This is a genomic window from Bacillus sp. FSL W7-1360, from assembly GCF_038592975.1.
GTDB lineage: Bacteria > Bacillota > Bacilli > Bacillales > Bacillaceae_D > Shouchella > Shouchella lonarensis.
Map to the genome: position 1 here is coordinate 2,052,578 of NZ_CP151950.1, position 22,641 is coordinate 2,075,218.

At 48.4% G+C, this 22,641-nt stretch carries 14 protein-coding genes, 14 tRNA genes and 6 rRNA genes; 1 reads left to right on the forward strand and 33 read right to left on the reverse strand.

Annotated features, from left to right (window positions below; genetic code table 11):
* Positions 1–7: 7 nt before the first annotated feature.
* From sigW to NSQ26_RS10580, 6 genes are all read right to left on the reverse strand, one after another.
* The gene (gene sigW / locus NSQ26_RS10555) at positions 8–571 is read right to left on the reverse strand and encodes an RNA polymerase sigma factor SigW (protein WP_090776711.1); all 564 of its coding nucleotides are present in this window, start codon (positions 569–571) and stop codon (positions 8–10) included.
* A gap of 194 nt (positions 572–765) precedes the next feature.
* A tRNA-Lys gene (locus tag NSQ26_RS10560) sits at positions 766–838 on the reverse strand.
* Between the two features lie 2 nt (positions 839–840).
* Positions 841–915 (reverse strand) — tRNA-Gln (locus tag NSQ26_RS10565).
* Positions 916–921: 6 nt separating this feature from the next.
* A tRNA-Tyr gene (locus NSQ26_RS10570) sits at positions 922–1,006 on the reverse strand.
* 19 nt (positions 1,007–1,025) lie between these two features.
* A tRNA-Val gene (locus NSQ26_RS10575) sits at positions 1,026–1,101 on the reverse strand.
* A gap of 10 nt (positions 1,102–1,111) precedes the next feature.
* Positions 1,112–1,183 (reverse strand) — tRNA-Glu (locus NSQ26_RS10580).
* 182 nt (positions 1,184–1,365) lie between these two features.
* Here NSQ26_RS10580 and NSQ26_RS10585 point away from each other — a divergent pair.
* Positions 1,366–1,491: a YjcZ family sporulation protein gene (locus NSQ26_RS10585; protein WP_090776710.1), complete on the forward strand. Its 126-nt coding sequence runs from the start codon at positions 1,366–1,368 to the stop codon at positions 1,489–1,491.
* Positions 1,492–1,624: 133 nt separating this feature from the next.
* Here NSQ26_RS10585 and rrf (NSQ26_RS10590) read toward each other — a convergent pair.
* The 27 genes from rrf (NSQ26_RS10590) to hslO all read right to left on the reverse strand — a co-directional run bounded on the left by rrf (NSQ26_RS10590) (position 1,625) and on the right by hslO (position 22,633).
* Positions 1,625–1,740: ribosomal RNA gene (gene rrf / locus NSQ26_RS10590) — 5S ribosomal RNA — on the reverse strand.
* A gap of 60 nt (positions 1,741–1,800) precedes the next feature.
* Positions 1,801–4,736, reverse strand: a 23S ribosomal RNA gene (locus NSQ26_RS10595).
* A gap of 378 nt (positions 4,737–5,114) precedes the next feature.
* A 16S ribosomal RNA gene (locus NSQ26_RS10600) occupies positions 5,115–6,663 on the reverse strand.
* 173 nt (positions 6,664–6,836) lie between these two features.
* A tRNA-Ala gene (locus tag NSQ26_RS10605) sits at positions 6,837–6,912 on the reverse strand.
* Positions 6,913–6,920: 8 nt separating this feature from the next.
* Positions 6,921–6,997, reverse strand: a tRNA-Pro gene (locus NSQ26_RS10610).
* 10 nt (positions 6,998–7,007) lie between these two features.
* A tRNA-Arg gene (locus tag NSQ26_RS10615) sits at positions 7,008–7,084 on the reverse strand.
* A 13-nt stretch (positions 7,085–7,097) separates the two neighbouring features.
* Positions 7,098–7,186, reverse strand: a tRNA-Leu gene (locus NSQ26_RS10620).
* A gap of 24 nt (positions 7,187–7,210) precedes the next feature.
* A tRNA-Gly gene (locus NSQ26_RS10625) sits at positions 7,211–7,282 on the reverse strand.
* A 7-nt stretch (positions 7,283–7,289) separates the two neighbouring features.
* Positions 7,290–7,372, reverse strand: a tRNA-Leu gene (locus tag NSQ26_RS10630).
* Positions 7,373–7,377: 5 nt separating this feature from the next.
* Positions 7,378–7,453: transfer RNA gene (locus NSQ26_RS10635), tRNA-Lys, on the reverse strand.
* A 34-nt stretch (positions 7,454–7,487) separates the two neighbouring features.
* Positions 7,488–7,563 (reverse strand) — tRNA-Thr (locus tag NSQ26_RS10640).
* An 8-nt stretch (positions 7,564–7,571) separates the two neighbouring features.
* A tRNA-Val gene (locus tag NSQ26_RS10645) sits at positions 7,572–7,644 on the reverse strand.
* A 7-nt stretch (positions 7,645–7,651) separates the two neighbouring features.
* Positions 7,652–7,767 (reverse strand): 5S ribosomal RNA (gene rrf / locus NSQ26_RS10650).
* A 60-nt stretch (positions 7,768–7,827) separates the two neighbouring features.
* Positions 7,828–10,763: ribosomal RNA gene (locus NSQ26_RS10655) — 23S ribosomal RNA — on the reverse strand.
* Between the two features lie 378 nt (positions 10,764–11,141).
* A 16S ribosomal RNA gene (locus NSQ26_RS10660) occupies positions 11,142–12,690 on the reverse strand.
* The 16S, 23S and 5S rRNA genes sit together here with 9 tRNA genes alongside, the layout of an rRNA operon.
* A gap of 351 nt (positions 12,691–13,041) precedes the next feature.
* A complete protein-coding gene (gene lysS, locus NSQ26_RS10665) occupies positions 13,042–14,541 on the reverse strand; it encodes a lysine--tRNA ligase (RefSeq protein WP_499718137.1) in 1,500 nt (499 codons plus the stop codon).
* 103 nt (positions 14,542–14,644) lie between these two features.
* Positions 14,645–15,637, reverse strand: coding sequence for a tRNA dihydrouridine synthase DusB (gene dusB / locus NSQ26_RS10670; RefSeq protein WP_090776625.1), 993 nt, complete (start codon positions 15,635–15,637; stop codon positions 14,645–14,647).
* A 69-nt stretch (positions 15,638–15,706) separates the two neighbouring features.
* Positions 15,707–16,234: a 2-amino-4-hydroxy-6-hydroxymethyldihydropteridine diphosphokinase gene (gene folK / locus NSQ26_RS10675; RefSeq protein ID WP_499718138.1), complete on the reverse strand. Its 528-nt coding sequence runs from the start codon at positions 16,232–16,234 to the stop codon at positions 15,707–15,709.
* Complete coding sequence (gene folB / locus NSQ26_RS10680) at positions 16,224–16,592, reverse strand: dihydroneopterin aldolase (protein WP_499718139.1); 369 nt, start codon at positions 16,590–16,592, stop codon at positions 16,224–16,226. The genes folK and folB overlap by 11 nt, the downstream gene beginning before the upstream one ends.
* Positions 16,593–17,357 (reverse strand): dihydropteroate synthase, encoded by a 765-nt coding sequence (gene folP, locus NSQ26_RS10685; RefSeq protein ID WP_499720045.1) that lies wholly within the window; start codon positions 17,355–17,357, stop codon positions 16,593–16,595.
* Between the two features lie 31 nt (positions 17,358–17,388).
* Positions 17,389–18,222 (reverse strand): aminodeoxychorismate lyase, encoded by an 834-nt coding sequence (gene pabC, locus NSQ26_RS10690; RefSeq protein ID WP_499718140.1) that lies wholly within the window; start codon positions 18,220–18,222, stop codon positions 17,389–17,391.
* Positions 18,223–18,349: 127 nt separating this feature from the next.
* Positions 18,350–19,288 carry a cysteine synthase A gene (gene cysK, locus NSQ26_RS10695; protein WP_499718141.1) on the reverse strand — a complete coding sequence of 313 codons (939 nt, stop codon included), beginning with the start codon at positions 19,286–19,288 and terminating at the stop codon, positions 18,350–18,352.
* 104 nt (positions 19,289–19,392) lie between these two features.
* A complete protein-coding gene (locus NSQ26_RS10700; protein ID WP_499718142.1) occupies positions 19,393–19,536 on the reverse strand; it encodes a hypothetical protein in 144 nt (47 codons plus the stop codon).
* A gap of 26 nt (positions 19,537–19,562) precedes the next feature.
* Entirely contained in the window at positions 19,563–20,060 is a 498-nt protein-coding gene (locus tag NSQ26_RS10705) for a hypothetical protein (RefSeq protein WP_499718143.1), read from the reverse strand.
* Positions 20,009–20,398, reverse strand: a complete 390-nt coding sequence (locus tag NSQ26_RS10710) for an SMI1/KNR4 family protein (RefSeq protein ID WP_499718144.1) — start codon at positions 20,396–20,398, stop codon at positions 20,009–20,011. The genes NSQ26_RS10705 and NSQ26_RS10710 overlap by 52 nt, the downstream gene beginning before the upstream one ends.
* Positions 20,399–20,603: 205 nt before the next feature.
* On the reverse strand, positions 20,604–21,485 hold the full coding sequence (locus NSQ26_RS10715; RefSeq protein ID WP_499718145.1) for a DMT family transporter: 882 nt from the start codon (positions 21,483–21,485) through the stop codon (positions 20,604–20,606).
* A gap of 263 nt (positions 21,486–21,748) precedes the next feature.
* Positions 21,749–22,633 carry an Hsp33 family molecular chaperone HslO gene (gene hslO, locus NSQ26_RS10720; protein WP_499718146.1) on the reverse strand — a complete coding sequence of 295 codons (885 nt, stop codon included), beginning with the start codon at positions 22,631–22,633 and terminating at the stop codon, positions 21,749–21,751.
* Between the last annotated feature and the right edge of the window lie 8 nt (positions 22,634–22,641).

Below are 22,641 nucleotides of genomic sequence, written 5' to 3' on the forward strand. Positions count from 1 at the left end.
TCTGTCGTCACAAATGACGCATACGTTTTCTCAGTGCTTCACGTCCACGATGAACCCTTGTTTTCACTGTCGCTATAGGCATATCCATGATCTCGCTAATTTCCTTTAGTGATAAATCCTCTAAATATTTTAATACAATAATTGTACGGTACTTGACCGGTAACTGATTAATCTCAGCTTGTATCCAAGCTTGTTGCTCCATTTTTACAACTTGCTGCTCAGGTAAGTCCTCGCTTGAAGTTAACTGTGATTCATAAGTGAGATCATCCGTCCCTTTAATCTTATCTTGTAAATAAATATCCGGTTTACGCCTTCGTAAGCGATCAATTGCTGCATTCGTCGCCACACGAAAAAGCCATGTTGAGAACTTCTTTGTCAGATCATACTTATCTAAATTCATATAAACACGCAAAAAAGTCTCTTGAGAAATATCTTGCGCCTCTTGAGCATGTCCTACGAGCCGATAAATTACTTGGTACACACTATCTTTATATAACTCAACTAGTTCTGCAAATGCTTGCTCATTACCTTTTTTTGTCTCCCTTATTAAGCGAGCTGTTAATATATCCATTTGATCCCCTACCTACATTGTTATACGGATTTTCCAGACCGATGGTTTCACAAATATCATACCATGAAAACAAGAAAAGAAAATGAACAATGTGGTGATTCCCCAAGAAAAATCAGCTCATCTAATCTATAATGAAAAATATTTTCTCATCGGAAAAATAAAAGAACCGACACAGGGTGACGGTCCTACTTGTATGAGCCATGAAGGATTCGAACCTTCGACCCTCTGATTAAAAGTCAGATGCTCTACCAACTGAGCTAATGGCTCTATGGCTGGGCTACCTGGATTCGAACCAGGGCATGACGGAATCAAAATCCGTTGCCTTACCGCTTGGCGATAGCCCACCTTAATGGTGGAGGGGGACGGATTCGAACCGCCGAACCCTGAGGGAGCGGATTTACAGTCCGCCGCGTTTAGCCACTTCGCTACCCCTCCGTTAAAAGTGTGCATAAAATGGTGGAGGATGACGGGATCGAACCGCCGACCCCCTGCTTGTAAGGCAGGTGCTCTCCCAGCTGAGCTAATCCTCCAAAAAAAAAATGACCCGTACGGGATTCGAACCCGTGTTACCGCCGTGAAAGGGCGGTGTCTTAACCGCTTGACCAACGGGCCATGCCTACTGACGTATTATATAATATCAAATACAGAACTAAAATGCAAGTTTTTTTTGCTTTTGCTTGCTAATATTTTTACCTCGACACATGTTAAAAGATTAAGTATTCGCCCAGATTTGTCGCCAAACAGGTACATTTGCATAAGGTATAGTATCCTTAATGTAAAGGCGGTGTGTACAAATGAGTTATTATCAAGGATGCGGCCCAGTAAGCGGTGGTTGTGATAGCGGTATCGGAAGCGGGTTTGCACTAATTGTAGTTTTATTTATCCTCCTTGTCATCATTGGTGCAGCATATATAAAATAATTGATACGCTACGTGACCTAAACACATATAAAACATCCCGTAACGTGAACGGGATGTTTATTTTTTGATGTAGTTGGCATAAAAAATCCAAAAAAGCACACCCAGTGGGATGTGCTTTTTAAACTAAATATCAACCCGGCACTGATCTACGCTCGCAGGGGGAAGCCCCCAACTACTATCGACGCAAAAGAGCTTAACGACCGTGTTCGGCATGGGAACGGGTGTGACCTCTTTGCCATAAGCACCGGATAATGAGAGAACGATTCTCTCAAAACTAAACCATGGGACTCAAATGTAAGGATGAATATTTAGGATAAGACCTCGACCGATTAGTATCTGTCCGCTCCATGTGTCGCCACACTTCCACTCCAGACCTATCAACCTCATCATCTCTAAGGGGTCTTACTGACTTGCGTCATGGGAAATCTCATCTTGAGGGGGGCTTCGTGCTTAGATGCTTTCAGCACTTATCCCGACCATACGTAGCTACCCAGCGATGCTCCTGGCGGAACAACTGGTACACCAGCGGTATGTCCATCCCGGTCCTCTCGTACTAAGGACAGCTCCTCTCAAATTTCCTACGCCCGCGACGGATAGGGACCGAACTGTCTCACGACGTTCTGAACCCAGCTCGCGTGCCGCTTTAATGGGCGAACAGCCCAACCCTTGGGACCTACTACAGCCCCAGGATGCGACGAGCCGACATCGAGGTGCCAAACCTCCCCGTCGATGTGGACTCTTGGGGGAGATTAGCCTGTTATCCCCAGGGTAGCTTTTATCCGTTGAGCGACGGCCCTTCCATACGGCACCGCCGGATCACTAAGCCCGACTTTCGTCCCTGCTCGACTTGTAGGTCTCGCAGTCAAGCTCCCTTATGCCTTTGCACTCTACGAATGATTTCCAACCATTCTGAGGGAACCTTTGGGCGCCTCCGTTACTGTTTAGGAGGCGACCGCCCCAGTCAAACTGCCCACCTGACAATGTCCCTGACCCGGATCACGGGTCGAGGTTAGAATGTCAGTATCGTCAGGGTAGTATCCCACCGATGCCTCCACCGAAGCTGGCGCTCCGGCTTCCTTGGCTCCTACCTATCCTGTACAAACGATACCAACACTCACTATCAAGCTACAGTAAAGCTCCATGGGGTCTTTCCGTCCTGTCGCGGGTAACCTGCATCTTCACAGGTACTATAATTTCACCGGGTCTCTCGTTGAGACAGTATCCAAGTCGTTACACCATTCGTGCGGGTCGGAACTTACCCGACAAGGAATTTCGCTACCTTAGGACCGTTATAGTTACGGCCGCCGTTTACTGGGGCTTCAATTCAGAGCTTCTCCCGTAAGGGATAACCCCTCCTCTTAACCTTCCAGCACCGGGCAGGTGTCAGCCCCTATACTTCGCCTTGCGGCTTCGCAGAGACCTGTGTTTTTGCTAAACAGTCGCTTGGATCTTTTCACTGCGGCTCTCTCGGGCTATTCACCCTATTAGAGCACCCCTTCTCCCGAAGTTACGGGGTCATTTTGCCGAGTTCCTTAACGAGAGTTATCCCGCGCGTCTTAGAATTCTCTTCTCGCCTACCTGTGTCGGTTTGCGGTACGGGCACCTGTCTTCTCACTAGAGGCTTTTCTTGGCAGCGGAGGATCAGGGATTTCGGACCCTAGGGTCCTTCACGGTCACAGCTCAGCCTTTATGAAACGCGGATTTGCCTACGTTTCAGCCTCACTGCTTCGACGCGCTCAGCCAGCGGCGCGCTCTCCCTACCTTTCTGCGTCCCCCCATCGTTCAAACGAATACGAGGTGGTACAGGAATTTCTACCTGTTGTCCATCGCCTACGCCTTTCGGCCTCGGCTTAGGTCCCGACTTACCCTGAGCGGACGAGCCTTCCTCAGGAAACCTTGGGCTTTCGACGGAGGGGATTCTCACCCCTCTTTTCGCTACTCATACCGGCATTCTCACTTCCAAGCACTCCAATAGTCCTCTCGGTCTACCTTCACTGTCCTTGGAACGCTCCCCTACCCAATCCCTTACGGGATTGCCATAGCTTCGGTGATACGTTTAGCCCCGGTACATTTTCGGCGCAGCGTCACTCGACCAGTGAGCTATTACGCACTCTTTCAATGATGGCTGCTTCTAAGCCAACATCCTGGTTGTCTAAGCAACGCCACATCCTTTTCCACTTAACGTATACTTTGGGACCTTAGCTGATGGTCTGGGCTGTTTCCCTCTTGACTACGGATCTTAGCACTCGCAGTCTGACTCCCGAGCATAAGTATTTGGCATTCGGAGTTTGACTGAATTCGGTAATCCTGTGGGGACCCCTCGTCCAATCAGTGCTCTACCTCCAATACTCTTCACTCGAGGCTAGCCCTAAAGCTATTTCGGGGAGAACCAGCTATTTCCGAGTTCGATTGGCATTTCACCCCTACCCACACCTCATCCCCGCAATTTTCAACTTGCGTGGGTTCGGGCCTCCAGTCGGTGTTACCCGACCTTCACCCTGGACATGGGTAGATCACACGGTTTCGGGTCTACGGCGGCGTACTATAGCGCCCTATTCAGACTCGCTTTCGCTGCGGCTCCGCTTTTTCATGCTTAACCTTGCACGACACCGTAACTCGCCGGTTCATTCTACAAAAGGCACGCCATCACCCATTAACGGGCTCTGACTAGTTGTAGGCACACGGTTTCAGGATCTCTTTCACTCCCCTTCCGGGGTGCTTTTCACCTTTCCCTCACGGTACTGGTTCACTATCGGTCACTAGGGAGTATTTAGCCTTGGGAGATGGTCCTCCCGGATTCCGACGGGGTTTCTCGTGTCCCGCCGTACTCAGGATCCACGCAGGAGGAAACGAAGTTTCAGCTACAGGGCTGTTACCTTGTACCGCGCATCTTTCCAGATGCTTCACTTACGCCGTTTCTTTGTAACTCCATGTTGCGTGTCCTACAACCCCAAGAGGCTAGCCTCTTGGTTTGGGCTCTTTCCGTTTCGCTCGCCGCTACTTAGGAAATCGATTTTTCTTTCTCTTCCTCTGGGTACTTAGATGTTTCAGTTCCCCAGGTCTGCCTCCTCACATCCTATGTGTTCAGATGTGGGTACCATCCCATTACGGATGGTGGGTTTCCCCATTCGGAGATCTCCGGATCATTGCTTACTTACAGCTCCCCGAAGCATTTCGCTGTTCGTCGCGTCCTTCTTCGGCTCCTAGTGCCTAGGCATTCACCGTGCGCCCTTTCTACCTTATCCTTTTTGTAAAAATAACCTTCGAATTTCTTCGTCCACTGCGCGTTTCTCAGTCAGTCACGTATTAAGATACGCTCCTTCCTTCGAACGCTTGTGTCCTCGAACTTCTCGGTTTTTTTCACAAAAACTATTCAAAGATCAACGGCGGATTTTCATCCACTGTCTACTTTGTCAGTCTTGCTAAAGCAAAAAGTTTGCTTTCTTTCATCCTAGACGTCATTTCTTCGTGCGAAGCACGCGTCCATGACTCATTTGAGTCGTTTCATGATTTAGTTTTCAAAGAACCATTTTTTGAGTGATGTTGCTCACTCAAAACTAAACAATAGCGCAAGCGTTACGATGTCTTACGACAATCGTATCGACTAGAGTATGACTCCATAGAAAGGAGGTGATCCAGCCGCACCTTCCGATACGGCTACCTTGTTACGACTTCACCCCAATCATCTGTCCCACCTTAGGCGGCTGGGTCCAAAAGGTTCCCTCACCGACTTCGGGTGTTACAAACTCTCGTGGTGTGACGGGCGGTGTGTACAAGACCCGGGAACGTATTCACCGCGGCATGCTGATCCGCGATTACTAGCAATTCCGGCTTCATGTAGGCGAGTTGCAGCCTACAATCCGAACTGAGAATGGCTTTATGGGATTGGCTCCACCTCGCGGTTTCGCTTCCCTTTGTACCATCCATTGTAGCACGTGTGTAGCCCAGGTCATAAGGGGCATGATGATTTGACGTCGTCCCCACCTTCCTCCGGTTTGTCACCGGCAGTCACCTTAGAGTGCCCAACTGAATGCTGGCAACTAAGATCAAGGGTTGCGCTCGTTGCGGGACTTAACCCAACATCTCACGACACGAGCTGACGACAACCATGCACCACCTGTCACTTTGTCCCCGAAGGGAAAGCCCTATCTCTAGGGTGGTCAAAGGATGTCAAGACCTGGTAAGGTTCTTCGCGTTGCTTCGAATTAAACCACATGCTCCACTGCTTGTGCGGGTCCCCGTCAATTCCTTTGAGTTTCAACCTTGCGGTCGTACTCCCCAGGCGGAGTGCTTAATGTGTTTACTTCGGCACTAAGGGCATCGAAACCCCTAACACCTAGCACTCATCGTTTACGGCGTGGACTACCAGGGTATCTAATCCTGTTTGCTCCCCACGCTTTCGCGCCTCAGCGTCAGTTACAGACCAGAGAGTCGCCTTCGCCACTGGTGTTCCTCCACATATCTACGCATTTCACCGCTACACGTGGAATTCCACTCTCCTCTTCTGTACTCAAGCTTCCCAGTTTCCAATGGCCGCTTGCGGTTGAGCCGCAAGATTTCACATCAGACTTAAGAAGCCGCCTGCGCGCGCTTTACGCCCAATAATTCCGGACAACGCTTGCCACCTACGTATTACCGCGGCTGCTGGCACGTAGTTAGCCGTGGCTTTCTGGTGAGGTACCGTCACGGTACCGCCTTATTCAAACGGTACTTGTTCTTCCCTCACAACAGAGCTTTACGACCCGAAGGCCTTCCTCACTCACGCGGCGTTGCTCCGTCAGACTTTCGTCCATTGCGGAAGATTCCCTACTGCTGCCTCCCGTAGGAGTCTGGGCCGTGTCTCAGTCCCAGTGTGGCCGATCACCCTCTCAGGTCGGCTACGCATCGTCGCCTTGGTGAGCTGTTACCTCACCAACTAGCTAATGCGCCGCGGGCCCATCCCTTAGTGATAGCAAAAGCCATCTTTTAATATTGACCTAGGTAGGTCCATATATGATCCGGTATTAGCTTCGGTTTCCCGAAGTTATCCCAGGCTAGGGGGCAGGTTGCCCACGTGTTACTCACCCGTCCGCCGCTCACTTCCGGGAGCAAGCTCCCTTCTGTGCGCTCGACTTGCATGTATTAGGCACGCCGCCAGCGTTCGTCCTGAGCCAGGATCAAACTCTCCATTAAAGTGTTTGATTTGCTCATTTTGCACAAATTTCTTTGTGGCTTACATGTTGAGATCTATTGATCTCTCTTTACGCTTGGCTATTGTTTAGTTTTCAATGAGCTTGTGTCGCTGTTTGTTGGCGACTTAAAAAGTTTACTACTAATTTTGTTCCTTGTCAATAGCTTTGTTGAATTGGTGGAGCCTAGCGGGATCGAACCGCTGACCTCCTGCGTGCAAAGCAGGCGCTCTCCCAGCTGAGCTAAGGCCCCATTTCTAATGGTCGGGAAGACAGGATTTGAACCTGCGACCCCTTGGTCCCAAACCAAGTGCTCTACCAAGCTGAGCTACTTCCCGATTTATCAAATGGCGCGCCCGAGAGGAGTCGAACCCCTAACCTTCTGATCCGTAGTCAGACACTCTATCCAATTGAGCTACGGGCGCATTATGAAATTACTGGTGCCGAGGGCCGGACTTGAACCGGCACGGTAGTCACCTACCGCAGGATTTTAAGTCCTGTGTGTCTGCCAATTCCACCACCCCGGCTAGGACTTACTAATACTATTATCAAGCGGAAGACGAGATTCGAACTCGCGACCCCCACCTTGGCAAGGTGGTGTTCTACCACTGAACTACTCCCGCAAGTAAATGCGGGTGAAGGGACTTGAACCCCCACGTCATAAAGACACTAGATCCTAAGTCTAGCGCGTCTGCCAATTCCGCCACACCCGCAAACATGGTGAGCCATGAAGGATTCGAACCTTCGACCCTCTGATTAAAAGTCAGATGCTCTACCAACTGAGCTAATGGCTCTTACATTTATCATAAATAAAATAAATTTATATAATGGTGCCGGCCAGAGGACTTGAACCCCCAACCTACTGATTACAAGTCAGTTGCTCTACCAATTGAGCTAGACCGGCATAATTAATGGAGGATGACGGGATCGAACCGCCGACCCCCTGCTTGTAAGGCAGGTGCTCTCCCAGCTGAGCTAATCCTCCAACTATCACCCGGCACTGATCTACGCTCGCAGGGGGAAGCCCCCAACTACTATCGACGCAAAAGAGCTTAACGACCGTGTTCGGCATGGGAACGGGTGTGACCTCTTTGCCATAAGCACCGGATAATGAGAGAACGATTCTCTCAAAACTAAACCATGGGACTCAAATGTAAGGATGAATATTTAGGATAAGACCTCGACCGATTAGTATCTGTCCGCTCCATGTGTCGCCACACTTCCACTCCAGACCTATCAACCTCATCATCTCTAAGGGGTCTTACTGACTTGCGTCATGGGAAATCTCATCTTGAGGGGGGCTTCGTGCTTAGATGCTTTCAGCACTTATCCCGACCATACGTAGCTACCCAGCGATGCTCCTGGCGGAACAACTGGTACACCAGCGGTATGTCCATCCCGGTCCTCTCGTACTAAGGACAGCTCCTCTCAAATTTCCTACGCCCGCGACGGATAGGGACCGAACTGTCTCACGACGTTCTGAACCCAGCTCGCGTGCCGCTTTAATGGGCGAACAGCCCAACCCTTGGGACCTACTACAGCCCCAGGATGCGACGAGCCGACATCGAGGTGCCAAACCTCCCCGTCGATGTGGACTCTTGGGGGAGATTAGCCTGTTATCCCCAGGGTAGCTTTTATCCGTTGAGCGACGGCCCTTCCATACGGCACCGCCGGATCACTAAGCCCGACTTTCGTCCCTGCTCGACTTGTAGGTCTCGCAGTCAAGCTCCCTTATGCCTTTGCACTCTACGAATGATTTCCAACCATTCTGAGGGAACCTTTGGGCGCCTCCGTTACTGTTTAGGAGGCGACCGCCCCAGTCAAACTGCCCACCTGACAATGTCCCTGACCCGGATCACGGGTCGAGGTTAGAATGTCAGTATCGTCAGGGTAGTATCCCACCGATGCCTCCACCGAAGCTGGCGCTCCGGCTTCCTTGGCTCCTACCTATCCTGTACAAACGATACCAACACTCACTATCAAGCTACAGTAAAGCTCCATGGGGTCTTTCCGTCCTGTCGCGGGTAACCTGCATCTTCACAGGTACTATAATTTCACCGGGTCTCTCGTTGAGACAGTATCCAAGTCGTTACACCATTCGTGCGGGTCGGAACTTACCCGACAAGGAATTTCGCTACCTTAGGACCGTTATAGTTACGGCCGCCGTTTACTGGGGCTTCAATTCAGAGCTTCTCCCGTAAGGGATAACCCCTCCTCTTAACCTTCCAGCACCGGGCAGGTGTCAGCCCCTATACTTCGCCTTGCGGCTTCGCAGAGACCTGTGTTTTTGCTAAACAGTCGCTTGGATCTTTTCACTGCGGCTCTCTCGGGCTATTCACCCTATTAGAGCACCCCTTCTCCCGAAGTTACGGGGTCATTTTGCCGAGTTCCTTAACGAGAGTTATCCCGCGCGTCTTAGAATTCTCTTCTCGCCTACCTGTGTCGGTTTGCGGTACGGGCACCTGTCTTCTCACTAGAGGCTTTTCTTGGCAGCGGAGGATCAGGGATTTCGGACCCTAGGGTCCTTCACGGTCACAGCTCAGCCTTTATGAAACGCGGATTTGCCTACGTTTCAGCCTCACTGCTTCGACGCGCTCAGCCAGCGGCGCGCTCTCCCTACCTTTCTGCGTCCCCCCATCGTTCAAACGAATACGAGGTGGTACAGGAATTTCTACCTGTTGTCCATCGCCTACGCCTTTCGGCCTCGGCTTAGGTCCCGACTTACCCTGAGCGGACGAGCCTTCCTCAGGAAACCTTGGGCTTTCGACGGAGGGGATTCTCACCCCTCTTTTCGCTACTCATACCGGCATTCTCACTTCCAAGCACTCCAATAGTCCTCTCGGTCTACCTTCACTGTCCTTGGAACGCTCCCCTACCCAATCCCTTACGGGATTGCCATAGCTTCGGTGATACGTTTAGCCCCGGTACATTTTCGGCGCAGCGTCACTCGACCAGTGAGCTATTACGCACTCTTTCAATGATGGCTGCTTCTAAGCCAACATCCTGGTTGTCTAAGCAACGCCACATCCTTTTCCACTTAACGTATACTTTGGGACCTTAGCTGATGGTCTGGGCTGTTTCCCTCTTGACTACGGATCTTAGCACTCGCAGTCTGACTCCCGAGCATAAGTATTTGGCATTCGGAGTTTGACTGAATTCGGTAATCCTGTGGGGACCCCTCGTCCAATCAGTGCTCTACCTCCAATACTCTTCACTCGAGGCTAGCCCTAAAGCTATTTCGGGGAGAACCAGCTATTTCCGAGTTCGATTGGCATTTCACCCCTACCCACACCTCATCCCCGCAATTTTCAACTTGCGTGGGTTCGGGCCTCCAGTCGGTGTTACCCGACCTTCACCCTGGACATGGGTAGATCACACGGTTTCGGGTCTACGGCGGCGTACTATAGCGCCCTATTCAGACTCGCTTTCGCTGCGGCTCCGCTTTTTCATGCTTAACCTTGCACGACACCGTAACTCGCCGGTTCATTCTACAAAAGGCACGCCATCACCCATTAACGGGCTCTGACTAGTTGTAGGCACACGGTTTCAGGATCTCTTTCACTCCCCTTCCGGGGTGCTTTTCACCTTTCCCTCACGGTACTGGTTCACTATCGGTCACTAGGGAGTATTTAGCCTTGGGAGATGGTCCTCCCGGATTCCGACGGGGTTTCTCGTGTCCCGCCGTACTCAGGATCCACGCAGGAGGAAACGAAGTTTCAGCTACAGGGCTGTTACCTTGTACCGCGCATCTTTCCAGATGCTTCACTTACGCCGTTTCTTTGTAACTCCATGTTGCGTGTCCTACAACCCCAAGAGGCTAGCCTCTTGGTTTGGGCTCTTTCCGTTTCGCTCGCCGCTACTTAGGAAATCGATTTTTCTTTCTCTTCCTCTGGGTACTTAGATGTTTCAGTTCCCCAGGTCTGCCTCCTCACATCCTATGTGTTCAGATGTGGGTACCATCCCATTACGGATGGTGGGTTTCCCCATTCGGAGATCTCCGGATCATTGCTTACTTACAGCTCCCCGAAGCATTTCGCTGTTCGTCGCGTCCTTCTTCGGCTCCTAGTGCCTAGGCATTCACCGTGCGCCCTTTCTACCTTATCCTTTTTGTAAAAATAACCTTCGAATTTCTTCGTCCACTGCGCGTTTCTCAGTCAGTCACGTATTAAGATACGCTCCTTCCTTCGAACGCTTGTGTCCTCGAACTTCTCGGTTTTTTTCACAAAAACTATTCAAAGATCAACGGCGGATTTTCATCCACTGTCTACTTTGTCAGTCTTGCTAAAGCAAAAAGTTTGCTTTCTTTCATCCTAGACGTCATTTCTTCGTGCGAAGCACGCGTCCATGACTCATTTGAGTTGTTTCATGATTTAGTTTTCAAAGAACCATTTTTTGAGTGATGTTGCTCACTCAAAACTAAACAATAGCGCAAGCGTTACGATGTCTTACGACAATCGTATCGACTAGAGTATGACTCCATAGAAAGGAGGTGATCCAGCCGCACCTTCCGATACGGCTACCTTGTTACGACTTCACCCCAATCATCTGTCCCACCTTAGGCGGCTGGGTCCAAAAGGTTCCCTCACCGACTTCGGGTGTTACAAACTCTCGTGGTGTGACGGGCGGTGTGTACAAGACCCGGGAACGTATTCACCGCGGCATGCTGATCCGCGATTACTAGCAATTCCGGCTTCATGTAGGCGAGTTGCAGCCTACAATCCGAACTGAGAATGGCTTTATGGGATTGGCTCCACCTCGCGGTTTCGCTTCCCTTTGTACCATCCATTGTAGCACGTGTGTAGCCCAGGTCATAAGGGGCATGATGATTTGACGTCGTCCCCACCTTCCTCCGGTTTGTCACCGGCAGTCACCTTAGAGTGCCCAACTGAATGCTGGCAACTAAGATCAAGGGTTGCGCTCGTTGCGGGACTTAACCCAACATCTCACGACACGAGCTGACGACAACCATGCACCACCTGTCACTTTGTCCCCGAAGGGAAAGCCCTATCTCTAGGGTGGTCAAAGGATGTCAAGACCTGGTAAGGTTCTTCGCGTTGCTTCGAATTAAACCACATGCTCCACTGCTTGTGCGGGTCCCCGTCAATTCCTTTGAGTTTCAACCTTGCGGTCGTACTCCCCAGGCGGAGTGCTTAATGTGTTTACTTCGGCACTAAGGGCATCGAAACCCCTAACACCTAGCACTCATCGTTTACGGCGTGGACTACCAGGGTATCTAATCCTGTTTGCTCCCCACGCTTTCGCGCCTCAGCGTCAGTTACAGACCAGAGAGTCGCCTTCGCCACTGGTGTTCCTCCACATATCTACGCATTTCACCGCTACACGTGGAATTCCACTCTCCTCTTCTGTACTCAAGCTTCCCAGTTTCCAATGGCCGCTTGCGGTTGAGCCGCAAGATTTCACATCAGACTTAAGAAGCCGCCTGCGCGCGCTTTACGCCCAATAATTCCGGACAACGCTTGCCACCTACGTATTACCGCGGCTGCTGGCACGTAGTTAGCCGTGGCTTTCTGGTGAGGTACCGTCACGGTACCGCCTTATTCAAACGGTACTTGTTCTTCCCTCACAACAGAGCTTTACGACCCGAAGGCCTTCCTCACTCACGCGGCGTTGCTCCGTCAGACTTTCGTCCATTGCGGAAGATTCCCTACTGCTGCCTCCCGTAGGAGTCTGGGCCGTGTCTCAGTCCCAGTGTGGCCGATCACCCTCTCAGGTCGGCTACGCATCGTCGCCTTGGTGAGCTGTTACCTCACCAACTAGCTAATGCGCCGCGGGCCCATCCCTTAGTGATAGCAGAAGCCATCTTTTAATATTGACCTAGGTAGGTCCATATATGATCCGGTATTAGCTTCGGTTTCCCGAAGTTATCCCAGGCTAGGGGGCAGGTTGCCCACGTGTTACTCACCCGTCCGCCGCTCACTTCCGGGAGCAAGCTCCCTTCTGTGCGCTCGACTTGCATGTATTAGGCACGCCGCCAGCGTTCGTCCTGAGCCAGGATCAAACTCTCCATTAAAGTGTTTGATTGCTCATTCACAAATTTCTTTGTGGTTCTTACATGTGTTGAGATCTATTGATCTCTTTTTACGCTTAGCTATTGTTTAGTTTTCAATGAGCTTGTGTCGCTTGTTAGCAACTTTTATATAATACCAGTTGCTCCTTCTACTGTCAATATCTTTTTAATAAAATTATGTATCAACATCACCGAAGGCTTAGCGACAAGAAATATTATATCATCTATCAAATATGTTTGCAAGGGCTTTTTATTATTTCTTCCAAAAAAAAAATTGAACAGGTGCTGGATTACACCTGTTCACACCATTATAGCTAATATCTCCGCTCACTTAAATGCTACATTTACATTTTGTCAGTCGCTCTTTTCCCGACCACGCATTTGCGGGAACAGCAACACATCACGAATGGACGATGCATTTGTCAAAAGCATGACAAGACGGTCAATTCCAATCCCCAATCCACCGGTCGGCGGCATACCATATTCAAGTGCCTCTACAAAATCTTCATCCATCATATGGGCTTCATCATCACCCTGTTCTCGCTCTAAAAGCTGTGACTCAAAGCGCTGTTTCTGGTCAATTGGATCATTTAACTCTGAAAAAGCATTTCCGTGCTCACGCCGAACCATAAACAACTCAAACCGGTCGGTGAATCTCGGGTCACGGTCATTTTTTTTCGCAAGTGGGGAAATTTCTAGCGGGTGCCCGTATATAAATGTTGGTTGAATAAGCGTTTCTTCAACGAAATGCTCGAAAAATTCGTTGACGACGTGCCCAAATTTCATTGTTCCCTTCACAGGCACCCCGTGCTCTCTCGCTAAACTCCGTGCCTCTTCATCGCTCATTTGTTGCCAAAAGTCAACGCCTGTTTTTTCTTTCACTGCATCAACCATGTGGATGCGTGCCCACCCAGGAGCAAGGTTGACCTCGTGCTCGTCATACACGAGCGTTGTCGTGCCACATACTTCTTCTGCAACGTGGGAAATGAGCTTCTCTGTCAATGCCATCATATCTTCGAAATCGGCATATGCCTCGTACAATTCCATCATTGTGAACTCAGGGTTATGCCGTGTCGACACACCTTCATTACGGAAGTTCCGCCCGATTTCATAAACTTTCTCCAAGCCACCAATAATCAATCGCTTTAAATGTAGTTCCGGCGCGACACGCATATACAATGTCATATCAAGCGTGTTATGGTGCGTCACAAACGGACGTGCTGACGCACCGCCCGGGATGCTATGCATCATTGGTGTTTCCACTTCCAAAAATCCTTTATGATCTAAGAAACGCCGGATCGCTTGAATGATTTTACTGCGCATGATAAACACATCTCGAGATTGTTCACTCGTAATCAAATCTAAGTAACGCTGACGATAGCGCTGTTCCACATCTTTTAAACCGTGATATTTATCCGGTAGTGGGCGCAGCGATTTACTAAGCAGTGTTAACTCCGTTACTTTGACTGACATTTCCCCAACCTTCGTTTTAAAAGGAACACCAGTAAAGCCAACCATATCACCAATATCTAGCGCTTTAAATAAATCATACGCTTCGTCGCCAATCGCATCTTGACGAACATAAATTTGAATTTGTCCACTCAAGTCCTGAACATGAGCAAAGCCCGCTTTCCCTTTTCCCCTTTTTGTCATTAATCGCCCTGCTAGTACAACACGATCATTTTTCGTTGCTAAATCTTCCTTTGAGAAAGAAGAAAATTGTTCGATCACTTGCTCTGCCGTATGCGTACGTAAAAACTTCCCGCCAAAAGGCGCCACACCTTGATCGTATAACTGCTGCAACTTGTCTTGACGCACCGCCAACAAGTCATGCAATGCTACTTCATCTGTCATCCCTTTTTTCAACCCCTTATGTTCATGGATGAAAAAGGGAGAGACCGAGCGAATCGGCCCAACCCTATCCCATTTATATTATCGTTACAGTGTATAACACTACTTACACTTGCGCTAGTTCGTGCGCCTCCAAGTAGTCAATATACTCGTGTAGCGTGCTTGCGACATCTTCGCGTGTTTCAAATTGGTTCACTTTGTCGCGGATCTTCGCTTTGCCGCGCATGCCTTTAATGTACCACGCTGTATGCTTCCGCATTTCTCTTACAGCCACGCGCTCGCCTTTTAACGCAATTAAACGATCTAAGTGCAATAAACACACGTTGATTTTCTCGCGTGCTGTCGGCTCAGGCGGCAACTCGCCATTTTCTAGATAACGAATCGTCCGATAAAGCATCCAAGGATTCCCAAGTGCCGCTCGTCCAATCATCACACCATCCACGCCGTATTCATCAAGCATCCGCTTTGCTTCTTGCGGCGTTGTCACATCACCATTCCCAATAACAGGAATCTTGACCGCTTGCTTCACATCACGAATGATCTCCCAATTGGCAACGCCTTCGTACATTTGGACCCGCGTCCGACCGTGTACCGCGACTGCACTACCGCCAGCACGCTCAACTGCTTGGGCATTTTCGATCGCAAAAATGTGGTCTTCATCCCAACCAATTCGCATTTTCACTGTTACCGGTTTTTTCACTGCATCAACCGTCGCCGCAACCATCTCGTAAATTTTAGTTGGATCAAGAAGCCAGCGAGCACCAGCATCACATTTCGTAATCTTTGGGACTGGGCACCCCATATTAATATCAATAATATCTGCGTTCGTATTTTGGTCAACAAAACGCGCCGCTTCAACAAGCGTTTCTTTTTCGCCACCAAAAATCTGCAAGCTGAGTGGCTTTTCTCTTTCATCTACATACAACATTTGAAGTGACTTCTCGTTTTGATGTAAAATCGCCTTGTCACTCACCATCTCTGCACAAACAAGTCCAGCACCAAACTCTTTTGCAATTAAGCGAAATGCTGGGTTACATACCCCCGCCATTGGTGCAAGCACGACTTGGTTTTTCATCTTAATGTCTCCGATTTTCAGCATCCCTGTACCTCCCTTTCGTTTAAATTTATGCTGCATTTTATCAGATCTATTGATCAGCATCTACGCTGTTCATTTTTCTAAACACATAGCCATTTCTATCTCTATAGCTGGACGCCATAAGCTAATTCCTTCCCGCTCGCTAAATGCCTCACATAACGCCCGTACTGTCTGGCCACGCGACTCAATGTAAAGATCAGGCACCAGCTCCGCCAAAGGCATAAGCACAAAAAGGCGTTCCCACATGCGAGGATGAGGAATTTGTAATTGTTCCTTCTCAATATTTTCACGATTAAACAGTAAAATGTCAAGGTCTATTGTTCTTGGACCGAAACGAATCATCCGCTCACGACCCAAACTACACTCTATCGTCTGGGTCGCTTGTAACAATGAATCCGGTGATAGCGTCGTCTGCACTTCCACTACTTGATTTAAAAAAGGTTCTTGATCCGTGTAGCCTACAGGTGCTGTTTCATAAATGCTTGACATACGCACAACCGTGATCGCTGCATGCCCGTGCAGCGCATGGATCGCCTCGTTCAAATAGGCTTCCCGGTCACCAATATTTGATCCAAGCGCCAAAAAAACGTTATGTGTCATCGCGCTGCCTCGTCATTTCTACTGCAACAGATTGGTAATGCCCGGGAATTGGCGGATCCGGCTTCGTTACAACAACGGTACATCCTTGCAGCCGTTCATATGCAGCAAACAATTCTTCTATAATTTTGTTTGTCAATGCCTCAACGAGCTGATGCGGTTTTCCTTCAACAATGTCGCGAATACGTGCATACACATCACCATAATCAATTGACGCGGTCAACTCATCGTTTAGCGCCGCTGCAGATAAATCAAGCATTAACGTCACATCGACCATAAAGCGTTGGCCAAGCTTTCTTTCTTCCGGGAAGACACCGTGGTAACCATAAAAAGATAACTGCTTCATATGAATTTTATCCATTTATGACACCCTCCCCATCATCGCATCCATCATTTGTACCATTCGCTTCATCGCTCGCACATCGTGTACGCGCACAATTGAACAACCTTTAGCTATACCTAAACAAACCGTGGCACCCGTTCCTTCCACCCGTTCATCTACTGGTAAACCGAGTGTCTGACCGATAAAAGACTTTCGCGATGTTCCTAATACAACCGGATAACCTAGCGCAACAATTTCCTCCAGATGCCGCATCACTTGGATATTGTCGGCATAAGTTTTCGCAAAACCGATTCCCGGATCAAGTAAAATCGCATCGTCACGCACACCCGCTGCACGACAAATATGAATGCTCTCTTGCAAATCCGCTTTCATGTCTGACAAGAGCGCTTTATACGCAGCTGTTTCTTTGTTGTGCATTAAAACAATTGGCACATCATATTGCGCCGCTACTTCCGCCATTCGAGGATCTGCTTTCGCACCCCAAACATCGTTAATCATTGCTGCCCCTACCTGCACAGCGGCCTCTGCAACTGCTGCTTTATACGTATCAATCGAAATTGGCACGTCAAAGCGAGCCGACAACGCCTCGACAACCGGTAAAACACGTTCGCGCTCTTCTTCTATCGACACAGCCACTGCGCCCGGACGTGTTGACTCTCCACCTACATCGAGGATATCTGCTCCTTCTTGAATTAATCTCGCCGCACGATCAATCGCCTCGCTCACTTGCGTGTAACAACCTCCATCTGAAAAAGAATCCGGCGTTATATTTAAAATACCCATTATTCTCGTCCGCTCTAATTGCTGCAAAACCTCACCCCATTTCTCTTGCTCGTGCTTCTATATACAGGTGTTGAATCTGTTGCACCTCGTCACACGCGCGTGATTGCTGCTCCTCCAACAGTGTAATCGGCACGACCCCTTGAATCGCATTTGTCATGAACCAACCATCTGCGGTCACTAACGACGATCGCGGAAATAAACCTTCAACTACTTTATATCCCGCTTGCCGCAACAGCTCAATCATACATGCTCGTGTGACACCATTTAAAATACCTGCTTCCAGAGATGGCGTGTAAACATCTCCGTCATATAACCAAAAAATATTCGAGGTAATGCCTTCAGCAACATCGCCATTCGCGGTTAAAAAAATCCCTTCTATCGTTGGATCATCTCCAAGTGTTTGTTTTGCAAGCACATTGTTCATGAAATGGTGTGATTTCAACCGCCATTGCCCTTCCGGTGTATTCCTCGGTAACGACAACACACGCGCCGTTTTATGTGCAACGACCGGCGGCATCGGCTTCATATACACGATAACATTCGGATGCTCGTACACTTTCGCTGTCAGACCAAGCGGTGACGTGCCCGCGGTGATATTCCAGCGTACATACGCTTCAAAGAGCCCATTTGCCTCACCAAGTGCTGCTAACACAGCTTTCATTTCTGCGATGCTTAAAGAAGCATGAATACCAACTTGCTGCAAACTTTTTTGCAGACGCGACATATGTGCATCTAAACGGAACACCCCTTCTCTACTCCAGCGAAACGTCTCAAACAAACCAAGTCCATACAGCAGACCGTGATCGAATACAGAAACCATTGCTTCTTCCTCCGACACCACCATCCCGTTCACATACACATACATCCAGCATCGCTCCTTGCATCATTGTCAAAGCGATTCACATTCGTCGCTCTTTATTCTACTAAACATAGCAGCATAAGAAAAGCAGCCCCGTGCAAAAAAGGGCTGCTTTTTGTTGGAAAACATATTTTTACGAGCGCGCTTCCTCTTCCTCAAACTGATAAAGCGGTGTACTTAAATAACGCTCACCATTCGACGGGAGTATAGCGACAACTTTTTTCCCGCTACCAAGCTCTTTTGCGAGCTCTAGCGCTGCATAAAGCGCTGCACCTGAAGAAATCCCGCCTAAGATCCCTTCTTCCCGTGCCGCACGCCGCGCATATTCAAATGCTTGTTCTGTGGATACAGTCACAATCCGATCATAAATGTCTGTATTTAAAATTTCCGGTACAAATCCTGCGCCAATACCTTGAATTTTGTGCGGCCCTGGCTTGCCACCAGACAACACTGGAGAATCTTGCGGCTCGACTGCTACAATTTGTAAATGCGGGAAGTGCTCTTTTAAAAGTCCTCCAGCACCAGTAATCGTGCCCCCTGTGCCAATGCCAGAAACAAACCCATCTAATTGTCCATCCACTTGCTTGAGTAACTCTTTTCCTGTTGTTTCACGATGAATGACTGGATTGGCTTCATTCTCAAATTGTTGTGGCATGAAAAAACCATCTTGCGCCGCAAGCTCAACCGCTTGACGAATGGCCCCACCCATTCCTTCAGGCCCTGGCGTCAATACTAACTCAGCTCCATACGCACGTAATAAGTTCCGTCGCTCCATACTCATTGTTTCTGGCATAACGAGCATTGTTTTATACCCTTTTGCCGCGGCAACCATTGCCAAACCAATTCCAGTATTACCGCTCGTTGGTTCAATAATCGTCATTCCCGGCTTCAATGTCCCCGCTTCTTCCGCTGCATTAATCATTGCCAGCGCAATCCGATCTTTCACACTGCTGCCGGGATTTTGGTACTCTAATTTGACATACACATCCGCATGCGCCGGTGTCGTTAATCTGTTTAACTTCACAAGCGGGGTATTGCCGATCAATTCCGTAATATTATTTGCTACCATCATCCGTATCCGCCCCTTCCTCACCTAATTCATAGTATATTGATTGGTTTTATATACGAATCGTATCAGATCGTGCAATCTTAGTCAAATAATATCATGGTTGTACATCACATTTGCTGCTTCTTGCGAAGAATATGTGCGATAGCGGCATAACTAAGCCCGACAACCGTTGTAAAAATATCGCCACCCGCATGTTTCACTTGACCCGGGTGTCTAAAACCTTCCTTTAGCCAACGCTTAAAGCGCTTCATGTGTCTTTTCATCCCCCTTCACTCACTCATGCCGAAAAAATATCCTCGATCTTTTCCGCATATTTACAAACAAATTCTTCTGGGTACTGCCGAATCTTTCCCTTGAACTGATCGACCAGTTCCTTGTTTAACACGTTTTTATCCGTGAAAGTCATTCTTTTATATGTGTAGGCGACGATACCATCCACAAAAAAAGGATCGTCATGATGATGACATGCAACAATTGCTTGCGAGATTAACCAATTAATATCACATATCGTTTCTTTGCTCGAAAAATAGAAAAAAGTGTCTGTAATCATTGCAGGATCTGACCAACTTTTCACAGCCTCCTCAAGTTGTTTTTCATTATAAATCTCATCTTCCACAGGGAGGAAGTCATCTTCATCGACATCACTCAAGAATTCACGATTGTATTCCAATTGTTTAACAAAATCTTTAAAGCTCTTGGCAACTTGTTGGTCAGTCTCCATTTCTACATCAATGTAAGCAACAGTTGGATCGGTTTTACTTTTTCGATAATCCAACACAAACCATCATGACCATCACCATTAATTAAAACAATGTCTTTAGGTAACTCCCACTCTTCAATCATGTACGGCGTCGCAAGGATGCCTTGGTCTTCTGTTTTACCGATGCCAAATATATGCTCAACAGGGAAGCAGTTATCCTCGTAGTCTCCAATACGTTGAGGCAAGCTGCTTCTATATAGTCTACCGCCATTTTGCTCCCGCATTAAAGAAACATAATCAGCCGGCAGTTTCACCCCTAAAACTTTTTCCGCATTCACAATTGTTTCTTCCGTCAATCTTTCTAACTCATATTCATCCAAAAGCTCCGCTAACCAAAACCGCCCGTGATCCATTCAATCGCTCCCTCTACTTTATCTATAACTACAGGACAAACTTCATCGTTAAATAACCAATCATGATACCGACCACTATATATGTAATATTTTTCCATACAGGTGTTTGATGTCTATTCGTTTCCATGCACAGTGCTCCCATCCCTGAACAAAACTAAAACCACAAACCAATTGTACACGCTTCCACAAAAAGGAGCAAACTCCCTCACTTCCGCCATACTGCAAACGCCATCCCAAAAAAGATTAGTACAACACCTATCAGCTGCATCATCGTCGGTCGAAACCCGATCAAAGCAACATCAAGTAACATCGCCACCGCGGGGTTTAGAAATACAAGAATAGAGATCACGCGAGACGACAAATTTCGCAAACTATTGAAAAATAAATAGTACACAATGCCAGTATGAATGACACCTGTCCCAATGACATAAAGCCAATTGTAAGTGGTTAACCCTAGAAAAGCATCGAAGTCCACAAAGGGCAATAATAAAAATAACCCGAGGAACGTTTGCAAAAATGTCATTGCATAAGCACTCATCTGTTTCATGCCTTTTCCAAGCAATGTCGTTGCCGCATAAAAAGTCGCTGCCAGTAACCCCCAAATCATCCCGGACGAAAAAAGTGCTTGAACAGAAAATCCTGCCGTCATCCCCGCCACAAACATCGTTCCAACAAAACAAGCAACAATTGCGATGATCGCACGTACAGTCAACCGTTCACGAAAGATGGTACTCCCCGCAAGCAGCACAAAGACAGGCGCTAAGTGATACACAGAGACGGTGATCGTCATCGGCATTGCTTCCAGTGCTTTGAAAAAGAACACCCAATTAAACACGAGAAAAACACCACATATGAGCGTTAAAAATAGCCCTTTTTTCGTCCATGTTTCTCGCTTATACTCTCCTGTCACAAGCCAGCAACCAACTAAGAAGATTGTCCCAAACAGACAACGCATGAAGACTAGTTCGAATGACGGCAAATTGGTCTGAATCGCAAAATAGCCGACTGAACCAAAGATCATCATTGTTATAATCATTTGTACCGCTGCATGCCACTGTTTTTTTGTTGTGAAATCTTGGTGTGCCATGGTCATGTGCCTCCTCTACGCTGTACATGTATCTTATCAGAGGACGGTACAAGATGAAATGACAAAATGACAGATTGTCTATGTAAAAGTCATCCATCCAGAGTCACATAACTGTTTTCCTCGTGATCATGAACCTTTACGTGTATTTTGAATCAAGAACTTTGTTAAAAGATACAGCAAAAAGATGCTAAATCCTAGCGCCGCAAAACCTAACAGTTGTCAAATAATTGTTAACAACTCCTCCACCTCCCTACTAGCTATATTCACTTAAGTCCCCCCCGCTCCCGCAACGCCTCCAGCTCCTCCTTCGAAAAAGTATATACTTCTTGGCAAAAATGGCACGTCGTCTCCGCGCCGCCGTCTTCTTCAATCATGCTTGTTAATTCGTCGCGTCCAAGGCTAACGAGCGCGCTACTCATCCGTTCAAAAGAACATGTACACGCAAACCGCACCGGCTTCGTCTCTAAAAACTTCACATTCTCGGCACCAAGCAATGTCTGAAGCATCTCCTCGGGTGACATTCCCTCCGCCGCCATCTTAGAAACAGGCATCGTCCGCGCAAGCCGTTGTTCAATCTCAGTAATTGTCGCTTCTGTTGCTCCCGGCATGAGCTGGATCACAAACCCGCCAGCAGCAAGAATCGTTTCATCCGGGTTTACGAGCACACCAACACCGACTGAAGAAGGGGTCTGTTCAGAGTGAGCGAAGTAATATGTGAAGTCTTCACCGAGCTCTCCCGAGACAATTGGCACGCTACCGATGAAGGGCTCTTTCATACCTAAGTCCTTCACAATATGAATCATCCCGTTCTTCCCGACAACACGGGCAACATCTAACTTCCCTACATTGTTCAGTTCCGGACTAACATGTGGATTTGTCACCGTGCCCCGCGTCGTACCGTCAGCATGACTATCAACAATGATTTGGCCAATCGGACCGTCACCACAAACACGCACGGTGAGTTTTTCGTCGCCTTTTAACATCGCCGCCATTAGTGTTCCGCCCATCATCGCTCGCCCAAGTGCAGCCGAAGCAGTCGCCCACGTATCTTGGCGTTTGCATGCTTCAGCAACCATTTCTGTTGCGACAACTGCAAGGGCACGCACTTCTCCTCTGAATGCTGTCGCTTTCACTAAGTAATCACTCATTCATTCCG

Coding starts and splice junctions, on each gene's coding strand:
- sigW (WP_090776711.1), bottom strand. CDS start 571: ATGGATATATTAACAGCTCGCTTAATAAGGGAGACAAAAAAAGGTAAT.
- NSQ26_RS10585 (WP_090776710.1), top strand. CDS start 1,366: ATGAGTTATTATCAAGGATGCGGCCCAGTAAGCGGTGGTTGTGATAGC.
- lysS (WP_499718137.1), bottom strand. CDS start 14,541: ATGACAGATGAAGTAGCATTGCATGACTTGTTGGCGGTGCGTCAAGAC.
- dusB (WP_090776625.1), bottom strand. CDS start 15,637: ATGCTGAAAATCGGAGACATTAAGATGAAAAACCAAGTCGTGCTTGCA.
- folK (WP_499718138.1), bottom strand. CDS start 16,234: ATGACACATAACGTTTTTTTGGCGCTTGGATCAAATATTGGTGACCGG.
- folB (WP_499718139.1), bottom strand. CDS start 16,592: ATGGATAAAATTCATATGAAGCAGTTATCTTTTTATGGTTACCACGGT.
- folP (WP_499720045.1), bottom strand. CDS start 17,357: ATGGGTATTTTAAATATAACGCCGGATTCTTTTTCAGATGGAGGTTGT.
- pabC (WP_499718140.1), bottom strand. CDS start 18,222: ATGTATGTGTATGTGAACGGGATGGTGGTGTCGGAGGAAGAAGCAATG.
- cysK (WP_499718141.1), bottom strand. CDS start 19,288: ATGATGGTAGCAAATAATATTACGGAATTGATCGGCAATACCCCGCTT.
- NSQ26_RS10700 (WP_499718142.1), bottom strand. CDS start 19,536: ATGAAGCGCTTTAAGCGTTGGCTAAAGGAAGGTTTTAGACACCCGGGT.
- NSQ26_RS10710 (WP_499718144.1), bottom strand. CDS start 20,398: ATGGATCACGGGCGGTTTTGGTTAGCGGAGCTTTTGGATGAATATGAG.
- NSQ26_RS10715 (WP_499718145.1), bottom strand. CDS start 21,485: ATGGCACACCAAGATTTCACAACAAAAAAACAGTGGCATGCAGCGGTA.
- hslO (WP_499718146.1), bottom strand. CDS start 22,633: ATGAGTGATTACTTAGTGAAAGCGACAGCATTCAGAGGAGAAGTGCGT.